The sequence below is a fragment of the Actinomadura physcomitrii genome (assembly GCF_008923205.2).
GTDB classification, from domain to species: domain Bacteria; phylum Actinomycetota; class Actinomycetes; order Streptosporangiales; family Streptosporangiaceae; genus Spirillospora; species Spirillospora physcomitrii.
Window position 1 is genome coordinate 173,708 of sequence record NZ_WBMS02000003.1, and the last position, 12,957, is coordinate 186,664.

At 73.0% G+C, this 12,957-nt stretch carries 15 protein-coding genes; 10 read left to right on the top strand and 5 right to left on the bottom strand.

Features of this window, described 5'->3' with window-relative positions; translation table 11 throughout:
• The 3 genes from mtlA to F8568_RS04860 all read right to left on the bottom strand — a co-directional run bounded on the left by mtlA (position 1) and on the right by F8568_RS04860 (position 2,627).
• Positions 1-1,191, bottom strand: coding sequence for a PTS mannitol transporter subunit IICB (mtlA, locus tag F8568_RS04850; RefSeq protein WP_151591789.1), 1,191 nt, complete (start codon positions 1,189-1,191; stop codon positions 1-3).
• 38 nt (positions 1,192-1,229) lie between these two features.
• Positions 1,230-2,168: a 1-phosphofructokinase gene (pfkB, locus tag F8568_RS04855; protein WP_151591791.1), complete on the bottom strand. Its 939-nt coding sequence runs from the start codon at positions 2,166-2,168 to the stop codon at positions 1,230-1,232.
• 201 nt (positions 2,169-2,369) lie between these two features.
• Positions 2,370-2,627 carry a hypothetical protein gene (locus tag F8568_RS04860; RefSeq protein WP_151591793.1) on the bottom strand — a complete coding sequence of 86 codons (258 nt, stop codon included), beginning with the start codon at positions 2,625-2,627 and terminating at the stop codon, positions 2,370-2,372.
• Positions 2,628-2,724: 97 nt separating this feature from the next.
• On the opposite strand from F8568_RS04860, the gene F8568_RS04865 reads away from it, so the two are divergent.
• The 4 genes from F8568_RS04865 to F8568_RS04880 are packed head-to-tail and all read left to right on the top strand — an operon-like array spanning position 2,725 to position 6,632.
• Positions 2,725-3,993, top strand: coding sequence for an amidohydrolase (locus tag F8568_RS04865; protein ID WP_151591795.1), 1,269 nt, complete (start codon positions 2,725-2,727; stop codon positions 3,991-3,993).
• Entirely contained in the window at positions 3,990-4,775 is a 786-nt protein-coding gene (locus tag F8568_RS04870; protein WP_151591797.1) for an ABC transporter ATP-binding protein, read from the top strand. The genes F8568_RS04865 and F8568_RS04870 overlap by 4 nt, the downstream gene beginning before the upstream one ends.
• On the top strand, positions 4,756-5,622 hold the full coding sequence (locus tag F8568_RS04875) for an ABC transporter permease (protein ID WP_151591799.1): 867 nt from the start codon (positions 4,756-4,758) through the stop codon (positions 5,620-5,622). The genes F8568_RS04870 and F8568_RS04875 overlap by 20 nt, the downstream gene beginning before the upstream one ends.
• Positions 5,619-6,632, top strand: a complete 1,014-nt coding sequence (locus F8568_RS04880) for an ABC transporter substrate-binding protein (protein ID WP_151591801.1) — start codon at positions 5,619-5,621, stop codon at positions 6,630-6,632. The genes F8568_RS04875 and F8568_RS04880 overlap by 4 nt, the downstream gene beginning before the upstream one ends.
• A gap of 57 nt (positions 6,633-6,689) precedes the next feature.
• On the opposite strand, the gene F8568_RS04885 is transcribed toward F8568_RS04880, so the two are convergent.
• Positions 6,690-7,907, bottom strand: a complete 1,218-nt coding sequence (locus F8568_RS04885; protein ID WP_151591803.1) for a threonine synthase — start codon at positions 7,905-7,907, stop codon at positions 6,690-6,692.
• Positions 7,908-8,079: 172 nt separating this feature from the next.
• On the opposite strand from F8568_RS04885, the gene F8568_RS04890 reads away from it, so the two are divergent.
• Positions 8,080-8,898, top strand: a complete 819-nt coding sequence (locus F8568_RS04890; protein ID WP_151591805.1) for an SAM-dependent methyltransferase — start codon at positions 8,080-8,082, stop codon at positions 8,896-8,898.
• An 88-nt stretch (positions 8,899-8,986) separates the two neighbouring features.
• Here the strand turns inward: F8568_RS04890 and F8568_RS04895 are convergent, their stop codons facing one another.
• Complete coding sequence (locus tag F8568_RS04895; RefSeq protein WP_328600725.1) at positions 8,987-9,802, bottom strand: SAM-dependent methyltransferase; 816 nt, start codon at positions 9,800-9,802, stop codon at positions 8,987-8,989.
• Positions 9,803-9,995: 193 nt separating this feature from the next.
• Between F8568_RS04895 and F8568_RS50195 the strand changes: the two genes are divergently transcribed.
• The 5 genes from F8568_RS50195 to F8568_RS04915 all read left to right on the top strand — a co-directional run bounded on the left by F8568_RS50195 (position 9,996) and on the right by F8568_RS04915 (position 12,951).
• Positions 9,996-10,253, top strand: a complete 258-nt coding sequence (locus tag F8568_RS50195) for a hypothetical protein (RefSeq protein WP_328600740.1) — start codon at positions 9,996-9,998, stop codon at positions 10,251-10,253.
• Complete coding sequence (locus F8568_RS50200) at positions 10,193-10,585, top strand: MFS transporter (protein WP_328600737.1); 393 nt, start codon at positions 10,193-10,195, stop codon at positions 10,583-10,585. The genes F8568_RS50195 and F8568_RS50200 overlap by 61 nt, the downstream gene beginning before the upstream one ends.
• 107 nt (positions 10,586-10,692) lie before the next feature.
• A complete protein-coding gene (locus F8568_RS04905; RefSeq protein ID WP_151591810.1) occupies positions 10,693-11,487 on the top strand; it encodes an ABC transporter ATP-binding protein in 795 nt (264 codons plus the stop codon).
• A 16-nt stretch (positions 11,488-11,503) separates the two neighbouring features.
• Entirely contained in the window at positions 11,504-12,100 is a 597-nt protein-coding gene (locus tag F8568_RS04910) for an SRPBCC domain-containing protein (RefSeq protein WP_151591812.1), read from the top strand.
• On the top strand, positions 12,097-12,951 hold the full coding sequence (locus F8568_RS04915; RefSeq protein WP_151591814.1) for an HpcH/HpaI aldolase family protein: 855 nt from the start codon (positions 12,097-12,099) through the stop codon (positions 12,949-12,951). The genes F8568_RS04910 and F8568_RS04915 overlap by 4 nt, the downstream gene beginning before the upstream one ends.
• The last annotated feature ends 6 nt before the right edge of the window (positions 12,952-12,957 follow it).

Consider the following 12,957-nt stretch of genomic DNA (forward strand, 5'->3'; position numbering starts at 1 on the left):
TCACGCCTCCTGGGGTGAGGGGCTGGCGGTCTCTCGGGCGGCCGGCTCGCCGGCGCCGCCGGCCGGCTCCTCCGCGCCGGTGGCGGTCTCGGAGCCCGGCTCCGCGCCGGTCTCGGAACCGGTCTCCGCGCCGGGCTCGCTCTCGGCGAACCTGCCGAACCCGAGCAGTGCCGCGCCGACCGCGAACGAGACGGCGGCGGCGACGAGGACGCCCAGGTAGACGCCGATCCAACCGTGCTTGGGGGTCTCGGCGACGTAGGCGAAGATGCTGCCGGGCGACGGCGTGGCGACCAGTCCCGCGTCCGTCGCCATGAAGGTGGCGATGCCCGCCGCGCCGCCGGCGATGGCCGCGAGGATGAGCCGGGGCTTCATCAGGATGTAGGGGAAGTAGATCTCGTGGATGCCGCCGAGGAAGTGGATGATGATGGCGGCCGGCACGCTCGGCCGCAGCGACCGCGGGCCGAACAGCAGGTAGGCGAGCAGCACCCCGAGCCCCGGACCCGGGTTCGACTCGAGCATGAACAGGATCGACCTGCCGTCCCTCGCGGCCTCGGCGAAGCCGAGCGGCGCGAGCACGCCGTGGTTGACCGCGTTGTTGAGGAACAGCACCTTCGCCGGTTCGATCAGCACCGACGCGAGCGGCAGCAGGTGGTGGTGGATCAGCCACTCGACGCCGTTCCCGGCGCCCTTGGTCACCTGCCGGACGATCGGGCCGACGCCCCAGACGCCGAACACGGCCACCGCGCCGCCGACGATGCCGGCGGTGAAGTTGTCGACCAGCATCTCGAACCCGGTGCGGGTCCGCTCCTGGATGTAGCCGTCCACCTTCTTCAGCAGGTAGGCGGCGAGCGGCCCGACGATCATCGCGCCGAGGAACATGGGGATCTTGGAGCCCACCACGACGCCCATGGTGGCGACCGCGCCGACGACCGCGCCCCGCTGGCCGTGCACCATCCGGCCGCCGGTGTAGCCGATGAGGATCGGCAGCAGGTAGGTGATGGTCGGGTCGACCAGCTCACCGAGGTGCTTGTTCGGCAGCCAGCCGGTCGGGATGAACAGCGCGGTGACCAGCCCCCACGCGATGAACGCGCCGATGTTGGGCATCACCATCCCGGCCAGATGGCCGCCCAGGCGCTGGACTCCGGCTTTCAGCCCGCTTCCGCTGACGGCTGGTGTGTACGCAGCGGCCATCTCGGCCTCCTCAAGGGGTTCGGGGGTCTGCGTGAGGATCAGGCGATGAGCGAACGGCCGAGGTCCGGCCGGGCGTCGATGCGGACGATGTCGCGCCGGATGTCGTCCGGGCCCGGCATCCGGCTGGCCGGCAGGCGCACCGCGGCGGCTCCCCAGGCCAGCCCTTCGGCCAGCGCCGGGGCGCCGTCCGCGCCCGCCGCGAGGAACCCGGCGAGCAGCGCGTCCCCCGCGCCGACGGTGCTGCGCGGCGCGGCGACGGGCGCCGTCCCGATCGTGACGCCGTCCTTGTCGACGAGGACGGCGCCGTCGGCGCCCAGGCTCGCGAGCACGGTCCCCGCACCGCGCTCGCGCAGCTCCCGGGCCGCCTCGACCGCGTCGCCGACGCTGGCGACCGGCCGGCCGACGGCCTCGGCGAGCTCCTCCCGGTTCGGCTTGACCAGGTGCGGGCCCGCGCCGACGGCGGCCAGCAGCGCCGGGCCGCTGGCGTCGACGGCGACCCGCACCCCGGCGGAGGTGAAGAACTCGCACAGCCGGGCGTAGATGTCGGCGGGCACCCCCGGCGGCAGGCTGCCGCAGGTCACCGCCCAGCTCGCGCCCTCGGCCTCGTCGAGCACGACGTCGGCGACCGCGCCCAGCTCGTCGCGCGACAGCGGCTCGCCCGGCTCGTTGAGCTTGGTGACCACGCCGTCGGGCTCCACGATCGTGACGTTCGAGCGGGTCCGCCCGGCCACCGGCACGGCGTGCACGGCGATGCCGTCGCCCTCCAGCAGCCGGACGAGCTGCTCGCCGTCCGCGCCGCCGGAGGTGACGACCGCGACCGTCGGCACCCGGTTGGCCAGCAGGGCGCGGGACACGTTCACGCCCTTGCCGCCCGGGTCGATGCGCGCGGACCTCGTCCGCGTCATCGTCCCCTTGACGAGCCGGTCGACGTCGATCGTCCGGTCCAGGCTCGGGTTCAGCGTCAGCGTGACGATCACCGTCCACCGCCTCGGCGCCGTTCGCAGCTCACTGTTGGTTCACCGCCGTTTCACGTCCGTTTCCATTTGTTTACGCCTAGATCTGTGGGAACGTCAAGAGACAGGCGTGGCCGGGCTCGAACGGCGGGCACGGCGCCGTCCGGCGCCGGCGGGTTCCGAAGTGAAGGAGGCGGCCGGACGCTCACGCGCCGGCGGGCGTGCTCAGCGGGCCGTGGCGGAAGCCGAGGCGCGCGCGAGGCCGCCCAGGACCTGCCAGGTCCTGGACTGATCGGCCGGGCCGGTGAGGCCGGTCTGGGTGAGGACGACCTCGGTCGCGCCGGCGTCGACGTAGCGCCGGACCTCGGCGGCGACGGTCTCCTCGCTGCCGGGGCGGCGCGCTCGCCGGACGCCGCGTCGGCGATGCGCCGGGATCCGTCCGTGGCGCGCGGGATCGTCCAGAGAACCTTCTCTACTTGACATGTCGGAAATACTGGTTAAATTGCCTGATCATGTTGCCGGTCCGTGAAGTACCCTGCGAGCCGCCCGCCTGGGCGCGGCCCCGGGCGATCGGGCGCCCGTGAGCGCCGATCTCGTCGAGTGGCGCCGCCTGTTCCACGCGCGCCCGGAGACGGCGTTCACCGAGCTGTGGACGTCGGCCGCGGTCGCGGCGGAGCTGCGCCGGCTCGGCCTGCGCGTGCGGACCGGGCGCGACGCGATCGATCTGTCCGGCGTCCCGGCCCTGCCCGGCCGCGACGAGCTGGACGCGGCCTTCGCCCGCGCCCGGGCGTGGGGTGCCGGCGAGGACGACCTCGCCCCCGCCCGGGACGGGCACACGGCGGTGGTCGCCGACATCGAGGGCGAGGCGCCCGGCCCCACGGTCGCGGTGCGCGTGGACATCGACGCGCTGCCGCTCAGAGAGTCTGCGGCGCCCGAGCATGTCCCAGCGCGGGACGGGTTCGCCTCGCTCGCGCCCGGGACGATGCACGCCTGCGGACACGACGGCCACATCGCGGTCGGACTCGAACTGGCGCGCCGCCTCGCGTCCGGCGGGATCGCCGGGCGGGTCCGCCTGCTGTTCCAGCCCGCCGAGGAAGGCGGGCGAGGGGCCCGCGCGATGCTCGACGCGGGCGCCCTCGCGGGCGTCGACCGGCTGTACGCGCTGCACCTGGGGCTGGGCCTGCCGGTCGGCGAGGTCGCCGCGGGCACGCACGGCTTCTTCGCCAACGCGAAGGTGCGGGCGGTCTTCACCGGGCGGCAGGCGCACGCGGCCGCCGCGCCGGAGGAGGGACGCAACGCCCTGCTCGCCGCGGCGCAGGCCGCGGTGGCGCTGCACGCGCTGCCCCGCTTCGCCTCCGCCGACACCCGGGTGAACGTCGGGGTGCTGCGCGCGGGCACCGCGCCCAACGTCGTCGCGGGACGGGCCGAGATGGCGCTCGAACTGCGCGCCTCGGACGGCGGCGCCTGCGACGAGCTGGAGCGCCGCGCCCGGCTCGTGCTGGCCGCCGCCGGGGCCGGCGGCGAGGTGGCGGTGGACGTCGAGCGGATCGGCGCGGCCACGACCGCCGTCTGCGATCCGGCCGCGGTGCGGGCGGTGGCCGACGCGGCCCGTTCGCTGGCCCCGGTGACCGCCGTGCACGAGGACCACCGCTTCGGCGCGAGCGACGACGCCACCCTGCTGATGCGGGACGTGCAGGCGCGGGGCGGGACGGCGACGTACGCGGTCGTGGGCGCCTCCAGCCCGGCGCCGCACCACAGCCCCGAGTTCGACATCGACGAGGCGTCCCTCGGCATCGCCGCCGACGTGCTGGAACGCGCCGTCCGGAGCGCGGCGGGCGGCGGCGCGTGAACGGCGAGGACGCGCCGGCGCTGCTGGTCGACCATGTCGCGATCGGCTACCGGCGGCGGGGCCGCTTCGTCCCGGCCGTGGCGGACGCGGCGTTCGAGGTGCGCCGGGGCGAGAAGATCATGCTGCTGGGCCCGTCGGGGTCGGGCAAGTCGACCGTCCTCAAGGCCGTCGCGGGCTTCCTGCGCCCCTCGTCGGGACGCGTCGTCGTGGACGGCCGGGTCGATCCCGGGCCCGGCCCGGACCGCGCCGTCGTCTTCCAGGAGTTCGACCAGCTCTTCCCCTGGCGCACGGTGCTGGGCAACGTCGTCCACGCGCTGCGCGTCACCGGGGTGGACCGTGCCACCGCGCGGCGGCGCGCCGTCGAGCACCTGCGGCTCATGGGGCTCGAGGACATGCTCGACAGCCATCCGCACCAGCTGTCCGGCGGCATGAAGCAGCGGGTGGCGATCGCCCGCGCGCTGGCCGTCGACCCGCTCATGCTGCTGATGGACGAGCCCTTCGGCGCCCTCGACGCGCAGACCCGCGGACGGCTCCAGGGCGAGCTGGCCCGGATCGTCGCGCGGACGAGGTCGACCCTGCTGTTCGTCACCCACAGCATCGACGAGGCGGTCCTGCTCGGCGACCGCGTCGTCGTCCTCGCCGGGCGGCCCTCGCACGTCGCGGAGATCGTCGACGTGTCCGCGCTCGACGGCCCGGACGCGCCCGGGTTCGCCGGCGCCCGGCACCGGCTGCGGTCCCTGCTGGCCGAGGAGGGGGAGATCCTTGACGGCGTCTACGAATAGCCCCGGCACGCTCGCCCCCTCCCCGGGGGAGGCCGAGGACGGCGGGCGGACGGCGGGTCCCTGGGGGCGCCTTCCGACCTGGCTGCGGCGCACCATCGTGTTCGCCGCGCTGATCGGGATCTGGCAGCTCTACACCTCGGCGTCCGGTGTCAGCGCGTTCGTCTTCTCCGGTCCGTGGGACGTGGCGAAGGCGCTCGCCGACGGCGTGTCCAGCGGGGACCTCGTCACCTCCACCTGGACGACCCTGCGCATGCTCGGCACCGGCATGGCCATCGGGATCGCGCTCACGGTCGTGCTGACCGTGCTGGCGGTGACCACCACGCTCGGGGACGACGTGCTCACCCTGGTCTCGTCCATGATCAACCCGCTGCCGTCGGTGGCGATCCTCCCGCTCGCCATGCTCTGGTTCGGGCTCACCGACACGGCGCTGGTCTTCGTCACGGCGAACGCGGTCCTGTGGCCGATGACCGTCAGCGTCAGCATGGGGCTGCGCACCACGCCGCCCACGCTGCTCATGGTCGGCCGCAACCTCGGGCTCGGGCGCTGGCGCCTCACCTGGGACGTGATGATGCCGGCCGCCCTGCCGCACGCCCTCGCCGGCCTGAAGACCGGCTGGGCCTTCGGCTGGCGCACCATCATCGCCGCCGAGCTGGTGTTCGGCGCGGCGGGCTCCAAGGGCGGCCTCGGCTTCTTCATCAACAACGCGCGCTACTACGCGCTGATCCCGGACGTCTTCGCCGGGCTGGTCGTGATCGCCCTCATCGGCATCGCCCTCGACCTGGTGTTCAACGTGATCGAGCGGCGGACCGTGGTCCGCTGGGGAATGAAGGAAGGCGCATCCGCATGACCTGGACCTCGGCCCCTCCCGGTGGACGGCCCCGCTACGGCCGGCGCGACGTCCTGCGCTTCGGCGCGGTGGGCGCGGGAGCGCTGGCGATGGCGTCGGCCTGCGGCGGCTCCGGCGGCTCCGGCAAGGAGATCGTCATCTCCCAGGGCTCGGGGATCAGCTATGCCGCGCTGATCATCATGCAGGCCAAGGGGTGGCTGGAGAAGGACCTGCCCGGCCGCACCATCAGCTGGCGGACCGTCAGCGGCGGCAACGCCACCCGGGACGGGCTGGTCTCGGGCAAGCTCCACCTCGGCAGCAGCGGCCTCGGCCCGTTCCTGATCGGCTGGGGCGCCGGCGTCCCGTGGAAGATCGTGTCCTCGCTCAACGACATGCCGCTCTGGCTGGTCGCCAAGGACCCGCGGCTGCGCGGCCTGCGGGACTTCCGGCCCGCCGACAAGATCGCCGCGATCGCGCCCGGCTCGATCCAGTCGGTGATGCTGCAGAAGGCCGCGCAGCAGCAGCTCGGCGACGCGCACGCGCTGGACCGCAACATCGTCTCGATGGCGCATCCGGACGCCCTGCAGGCTCTGATCGGCGGGCAGATCGCCGCGGCGTACACCTCGCCGCCGTTCCAGTTCCAGGCCGTCGAGCAGGGCGCCCGCAAGCTCGTGGACAGCTACGACCTGTTCGGCCCGCACGGCTTCAACGTCATGGTGGCGACCGAGCAGTACGCGGAGAAGAACAAGGACGTCATCGACGCCGTCCACCGCAACATCGGCAAGGCCAACCAGCTCATCGCCGCCTCTCCGGACGAGGCCGCGCAGATCCTGTCGAAGTCCGACAAGGGCAAGGTCTCTCCGGCGAAGTACAAGGAGTACCTGACCTACAAGGGCATCGAGTTCACCACCACGCCGCACGCGCTGCTGAAGATCGGTGCCTTCATGAAGGAGGTCGGCGTCGTCAAGAAGGTCCCCGGCGACTGGCGGGACGCCGTCTTCGACACCGTGAAGAAGGAGAACGGCTCCTGACCCGCGCGCGCCGCGCTGCCGCGTCCACGGGCTCGCGGCACTCCGACGGCGCGGCGCTCACGCGAGACGGCCGTCGGCCGGAAGGACCGGCGCGTCGACCGGCACGGTCTCGGGGTACTTCAAACCGGCCCCGGTGTTGAGCACGACGACGCGGTCGTCCTCACGGAGCCACCCCGAAGCGCGCAGCCTGCGGGCGGCGGCGAAGGCGGCGGCGCCCTCGGGGCAGACGAACGCCCCCTCCAGCGCGGTGACCTCGCCGAGTTCGGCCAGCAGCTCGGCGTCGGTCACGGCGACCGCCGTGCCGGAGGTCTCCTGCAGCGCGTCGAGGATGAGGAAGTCGCCGAGGGGCTTCGGGACGTTGATGCCGAACGCCACCGTGCTCGCCTTCTCCCAGGCGCGGGTCACCCGCTCGCCGTGGTCGAAGGCCTCCACGACCGGGGCGCAGCCCTCCGCCTGCACGGCCACCAGGCGCGGGAGCGGGCCGGAGATCCAGCCGAGCTCGCGCAGCTCGGTCAGGGCCTTGTGGATCCCGATCAGCCCCACGCCGCCGCCCGTCGGGTAGAGGATCGCGTCGGGCGGCGTCCAGCCGAGCTGCTCGACGATCTCCAGGCCCATGGTCTTCTTGCCCTCGATGCGGTAGGGCTCCTTGAGCGTCGAGGCGTCGAAGACCCGGCCCCCGGACGCCGCGACCAGCTCGCCGACGATCCGCCCGGCGTCGCTGATCAGGCCGTCCACCAGGTGCAGGTCGGCGCCGGACGCCGCGCACTCGCGCCGGGTGATCTCCGGGGCGTCGACCGGCATCACGACCGTGGCGGCCAGCCCGGCCCGGGCGCCGTAGAGGGCCCACGCGGCGCCGGCGTTGCCGTTGGTGGGCATCGCCAGCCGCTCGACGCCGAGCTCGGCCGCCCGCGACACCCCGACGGCCGCGCCGCGCGCCTTGAACGAGCCGGACGGGAGCAGCCCCTCGTCCTTCATCAGCAGCCCGGGCAGGCCGATGCGCTCGCCGTACCGGGGCACCGGCAGCAGCGGCGTCATCCCCTCGCCGAGGCTCACCACCGCCTCGGGGGCCGTGACGGGCAGCAGCTCGTGGTAACGCCACAGGTCGGGCGCGCGGCCGGCGACGTCCTGCGGACGCACCGCCGCGCGGACCGCCGCCAGGTCGTAGCGGGCGAGCAGCGGCTTCCCGCACTCGGGGCACAGGTTCCGCAGGGCATCGGCGCCTCGCTCGCTCCCGCACCAGCCGCACTCCAGATGGGAAAGGTGACTGAAAGCCACGCCCGCTCCTCCCGACGCCCGCCATGGACCTATTCCCACCACTCTAGTAGGAATCTGCCTTCCGGCGCTTCGCGCCCCGGCACGCCGCGGCGTCATCGGCGAATCGCCCACCTTGCCGATCTTGCCGGTCTAGGCTGGGCGGCGGGTCGGCGCCGCGAGGTCTGGAGGTCCCATGACGGACGGGGAGACGCACGAGGCGGCGCCGCACACGCCCCCGTTCGACACCAGCGTCGCGCACATCGCCCGCATCCAGGACTACTGGCTGGGCGGCAAGGACAACTACGCGCCCGACCGGGAGGCGGCGGAGCAGGCCATCGCGGCGCTGCCCGACATGGTCGCCTCGGTGCGCAACACCCGGGCGTTCCTGGCGCGCGCCGTTCGCTTCCTCGCCGCCGAGCGGGGCGTCCGGCAGTTCCTCGACATCGGCACCGGGATCCCGACGGCCGACAACACCCACGAGGTCGCGCAGGCCGCCGCCCCCGACAGCCGCGTCGTCTACGTCGACAACGACCCGACGGTGCTCGCCCACGCCCGCGCCCTGCTGACCGGCTCCCCGGCCGGCGCCACCTCCTACATCGACGCCGACATCCGCGACACCGGCACCATCCTGGACGCGGCGCGCGAGATCCTGGACTTCGGCCGGCCGGTCGCGGTGATGCTGATCGCGATCATGCAGTACGTACCGGACGAGTCCGACCCGTACGGCGTCGTCCGCACCCTGGTCGACGCGGTGCCGAGTGGCAGCTACGTGGCGATCTCGCACCCCGCCACCGACATCCAGGCCACGAGGATGGCGAACATGGCCGACCGGCTGAACGAGGCCATGGCGCAGACCATCACGCTGCGCGGCCGCGACCAGGTGGCGGCCTTCCTCGACGGCCTCGACCTCGTCGAACCCGGCCTGGTCAGGGCGCCCGAATGGCGTCCGGACGACCCCGCCCTCGCCTCCACTCCGTCCACGATGTGGAGCGGCGTCGCCCGCAAGCCCTGACAGACCACCACGGCGGACGGGTTCAGCGCCGGTCCCTTACGCGGAACCGGCGGCATTCCACGGTGCGCTTCGGCAGGGCGCGGGCCGATCAGGGTTTGCGGGCGATGCCGCCGTACCAGTTGACCTGGTCCGCCGTCGGGCGGGGGCCGTCGCCGTCGGGCCGCCACTCCGACACCAGGGTCACTCCGGGGTCCAGCACCTCCAGGCCGTCGAAGGCCAGGGCGGTGAACGCGTCGCGGGTGCGGGCCTGGGCGGGGACGCCGCCGTCGCGGTAGGCCTGCTCCAGGCCGTGCACCCCGTCCGGGTCGTGCTCGGGGGTGACGTGCGAGGCGACCAGGAAGCTGCCGGACGGCAGCGCCTCCATCAGCCGCCGGACGATCCGGCCGGGCTCCTGCTCGTCCACGATGAAGTGCAGGATCGCCACCAGCATCAACGCGACCGGCCGGTCGAGGTCCAGGGTGCCGCGGACGGCGGGATCGTCCAGGATCACCGCCGGTTCGCGCAGGTCGGCATGGACGTAGGCGGTCCTGCCCTCCGGGGTGCCGATGAGCAGCGACCGGGCGTGCGCCAGCACGATGGGGTCGTTGTCGACGTACACGACGCGGCAGGAGGGGTCCTCGGCCTGGGCGATCTCGTGGACGTTGCCGGCGCTGGGCAGGCCGGCGCCGATGTCCAGGAACTGGGTGATCCCCTGCTCGCGGACCAGGTGGCGGACGGCCCGGGCCAGGAACGACCGGTTCTCGCGGACGGCGATCCGCACCGCCTGCCAGCTGCGCGCGGCGATCTCCGCGGTGTCCCGGTCGATCTGGTAGTGGTCCTTGCCGCCCAGGTAGTAGTCGTACATCCGGGCCGAATGCGCGACGGTCGTGTCGATCCGCACTGGTTCGCCAACGGGACGGGACACTGCGCTCGGCACCTCCCACGCCTTCCGGGCACGCTCCGACACTCTGCTCTCCCTCTGACATCGCCGACGAACATGATCTTATTCGCGGGATTCCGCCGGAGTGCCGTCCGCCTCGCGGTCGGCGCTCAATCGATACGCTTTGTTAACGTAACTAATCAGTTATCCTCTCCGCCGGGCCGAGCGGAGGGGTGCGGTGGCGGACACGCGCAAGGCGGCGGGAGCGGACCGGGAGCGCATCTTCACCTTCCCGTTCGTCCTGCTCATGGCCGCCAACGGGCTGCTGCGGACCGGCATGCAGATGCTCATCGCGCTGGTCCCGCTGTACACGCTCGACCATCGGCCGGGCGCCTGGAACGGCGGTGGGGGACGGCATGGGTCCTCGCTCCGGGGATCGGGCTGCTCGTCCTCGGCCAGGCCGGCGTCTGGTGGTGCCCGAACCTGCCGGTGCTGATGCTGGCCGGCGCGGCGTACGGGCTGGGGATGGGGGCCGTCCAGCCCACGCTGAACTCGCTGGCCGTGCCGGCGGCCGGCCGGGAGCGGCGCGGGCGGGCCAACTCGACGTTCTTCATGGCGATGGACCTGTCCCAGGCCGTCGGCGCGCTGGCGCTGGGAGCCGTCGCGGGGCAGGCCGGGACGGGCTCGGTCTTCCCGGTCGCCGCCGCCCTCACCGGCACGTCGCTCGCGGTGTACCTCGCGTTCCTGGCCCGCGGCCGCCTGGCGTGGCGTCACCCCGCCGACCAGCATCATTGTCTAACAATTTTCTGCACGGCCCCTGAGTGTTGACTGACCATCTCGGCATCTTCCTGGCGAATCCTTGCCGTCGAATGTCTGTCGTGTTACGTTCCCGGCATCGCTTGTCGGACAATCCGGCTGGGGTCAGGGAGGGAACGATGTCGAGCCATCCACCCGCGGAGGCCCTCCGCTTCGAGAACGTCACGCTGCGGTTCCCCGGGACGCACCGGCCGGCGATCGAGGACGTGTCGCTCCGGGTCGGGCGCGGCAGGTTCGTCGCCGTGATCGGGCCGTCCGGCTGCGGCAAGAGCACGATCCTCAACCTGGCCGCGGGGCTGCTGGCCCCGACCGCGGGCGAGGTGCACTTCGCCGGCGAGCCCGTCAGCGGCGTGAACTCCGCGGCGGCGTACGTCACCCAGCAGGCCAACCTGCTCCCGTGGCTGAGCGTGCGGGCCAACATCGGGCTCGCGCTGAAGTTCCGCAAGGTGCCCAAGGACGAGCGCGACGCGCGCATCGACCACTGGGTGAAGCTGGTCGGGCTCACCGGCTTCGAGGACCACTACCCGCGCGAGCTGTCCGGCGGCATGCAGAAGCGCGTCTCCATCGCCCGGGCGCTCATCTACGACCCGTCCATCGTGCTGATGGACGAGCCGTTCGGCCCGCTGGACGCCATCACCCGGCTGAAGCTCCAGCAGGACCTGCTCAACCTCTGGGAGGAGCAGAACGGCACGCTCGTCTTCGTCACCCACGACCTCAACGAGGCGCTGTACCTCGCCGACGAGGTCGTCGTCATGTCCAGCGGCCCGGGCACCGTCCGGCGGGTCCTGGAGGTGCCGTTCGAGCGGCCCCGCACCATCGGCTCCCTGGTGGAGTCGCCCGAGTTCGCGGAGCTCTACAACGACCTGTGGAGCCTCTTCAAGTCCGAGCTGCAGATGTCTGACGCCACCGCGTAGAGACCGAGGTTCAACGTTGATATCGATCACCGAGACGATCGCCGTCCCGAGCCCGCGGACACGGGTGTGGGAGGTGGTCTCCAGTCCCGCCGACGTCGTGTCCTGCATCGCGGGCGCGGAGCTGGGCGAGGAGCACGAGGACGGCTCCTTCGACGGGACGCTCGTCGTCAAGTTCGGTGCCGTCCGGGTCAGGTTCGGCGCGCGGGTGCACCTGGAGCTCGACGAGGACGGGTACGCGGGGCGGCTCACCGCCCGCGGCAAGGACGGCCAGGCGGCGACCCGCTTCACCGCCGAGGCGGCCTTCCGCGTCGTCGAGGACGGGACCGGCTCGAAGGTCGCCATGGACGGCGAGATCACGCTGACCGGCAAGCTCACCTCGCTGATCGAGGCGGGCGCCGGGGTGGTGGTCTCCCGCATGACCAAGGACTTCTCGGCGCGGCTGGTCGAGCTGTGCGCCGGCCCCGCCGAACCGGCGGCACCGGGGGCGGAGACGGCGCCGGCCGCGCGGCCGGAACCGGCGGCGCCCGCCACTCTCGTCGCCCGCATCCGCGCCTGGTGGGCGGCGCTGTGGAGCAGGCGTTCGGAACGCACCAGTCAAGGAGGTACGGCGTGACCAGGCTCAACGGGGTCATCCGGGCACTGGAGGCGGGGGAGCACGCGTTCGCGTCCTTCGCGCCGCCGGACCCGGCGGCCGCCCTGGAGTTCAGCACCGCGAAGTACGACGGGCTGGTCTTCGAGATGGAGCACAAGCCCTGGGACGCCGTCGGCCTCAAGGACAGCCTCCAGTACCTGCTCAACCGCAGGCAGATCGCGACCGCGGGCGACATCACCCCGGCGGTGACCCCGCTGGTGCGGATCCCGGTCAACGGTGCGGAGAAGGGCCAGTGGCACGCCAAGCAGGCCCTCGACCTCGGCGCCTACGGCATCGTGTGGCCGCACGTCTCCACGGTGGAGGAGGCGTACAACGCCGTCGCCGCCTGCCGCTACCCGCGGCTGCCGGACGCGGACCGCTACGAGCCCGCGGGCGTGCGCGGCGACAGCCCGGCGGCCGCGGCCCGCTACTGGGGCCTGACCAACGACGAGTACTACGCCAGGAGCGGGGTGTGGCCGCTCGACCCGGACGGCGAGATCCTCGTCGCGCTCATGATCGAGGACCGGCTCGGCATCGAGAACCTGCCCGCCATCCTCGACCGGGTGCCCGGCATCGGGCTCGTGATCATCGGTGAGGGCGACATGAGCCAGGAGCTCGGCATCCCCCGCCAGTACGAGCACCCCAGGCTCCTCGAGTGCAAGCGCCGCATTCTCGAGATCTGCGGCGAGCGCGGCGTCGCCGTCGGCCACCCGCACGTGACGGCCGGGAACGTCGAGCAGGTCGTCAAGGACGGCTACCGCTTCCTGATGACCATGCCCGTGCGCTCGTACCCGGGGCTCGACCGGGGCCGCGAGCTGACCGGCCGCGCCTGAGGAGGA